We start from the raw sequence: 1,277 nt of genomic DNA, 5'->3' as shown, positions 1-1,277 counted from the left end.
CCAAGGCGAGCACTGGGTCCGCGTACTGGAGTCGCTGTCAGCCGGCTGGCCGCCGGAGTGGTGGGAAGATCTCGGTGACGTCGCACGGACCCGGATCGGCGCAGAAGCGGAGCTTCCGTGCTTCTCCGAGCCGTGGATGCGGTTCGGAATCGAGGTCCAGAGCCGTCCGTTCGTTCCGCGGCCGTCACTGGCCGGGTGCAGCACCGCAGAACTCCTCGCTCTGCTCGCCGGCACTCGCACGGAAGGCGCCACGAAGGTCGACGCGCTGCGTGTCCTGAACGGCCGAGAGCCTGCTGAGGGGCTGATCCCGCTGGTGCCCTCGCTGGGCACGTCGGACGGCCGCCGACCCTTGCCCCTGCTCCGGCGGGCCGTTGAGTGCCTGGGTGCCCTCGCCGTACCGGCGGCGCACGGCTGGGCACAGGAGGACCGCCCCTGGCTGGCCCTTCTGGGTGCGGACGTCCTGGCCGACCATGGCGGCCCCGAGGCTTTGCCGGGGCTGGTGACCGAACTCGTCGAACAGTGGACGGCGCGGGCCTGGTGCGGTCCCGACCGAACGGCCCGGCGCCTGGCCCGGTTCGGACCGGACGCTGCCGGGGCGGTTCCCTATCTGCGGCGCTTCTTGCTGCGCACCCCGCACTCGTATGAGCGGACCGCGTACCTGGAGGCACTGGCCGCTATCGACCGGGACGGCCTGGAGCACGTGTACACCGAGTCCCTCTGGGACTGCGAAGAAACGACGCGGCTGGTGGGGATCACCGCGGCACCCACGAACACGGAGACCCTGGGCCGGATCGCTGTACTGCGCGATGATCCGATGGAGACGACCGAGGTGAGAGCTGCTGCCCGAGCACGGCTGGAGGACCCTACCGGCCAACCCTGTTCGAACAATTAAGCCCGACCTTCGGTGCGCCTCCCGTTCTCGTAAACAACGGCCCCGGCCTGATCCGGGCCCTCCCGAGCTGCTGAACAAACGCTGTCGAGACTCGTGAACAAAGCCATCCGGTGTCTGGTTGAGGGTCCGGCCATCCGTCAGGGATCTGCCCGGGGTCCGTCCGGAGTGCCTGGTCATCTGTCCCCGGGGACAGATCCGGGACGGATCCCCGGCAGATGTCTGGACGGACCCCAGGACTGGCTTTATCGAGCAGTAGCGACGTCACTTGTCGACGGGTCGGGAGGCGTCCAGGACCACGGGCAGGCGGTATTGACGAGTTCGGGAGGCGCCGGATTCTTTGCCGGGACAGCGTTGGGGTGCTCCTGTACGGCAGTCACTCCAGGAC

The 1,277-nt window shown here is 68.8% G+C and carries 1 protein-coding gene; it reads left to right on the top strand.

Annotated features, from left to right (window positions below; all coding sequences use genetic code 11):
• A partial coding sequence (locus tag ACFU7D_RS29660) for a hypothetical protein (protein ID WP_378874122.1) occupies positions 1-892 on the top strand: 892 nt, incomplete at its 5' end.
• Positions 893-1,277: the final 385 nt, after the last annotated feature.

The organism is Nocardioides sp. NPDC057577, from assembly GCF_042801335.1.
GTDB lineage: Bacteria > Actinomycetota > Actinomycetes > Propionibacteriales > Nocardioidaceae > Nocardioides.
The sequence above is the reverse complement of the archived record's forward strand: the minus strand, read 5'-3'. Positions and strand labels throughout refer to the sequence as shown.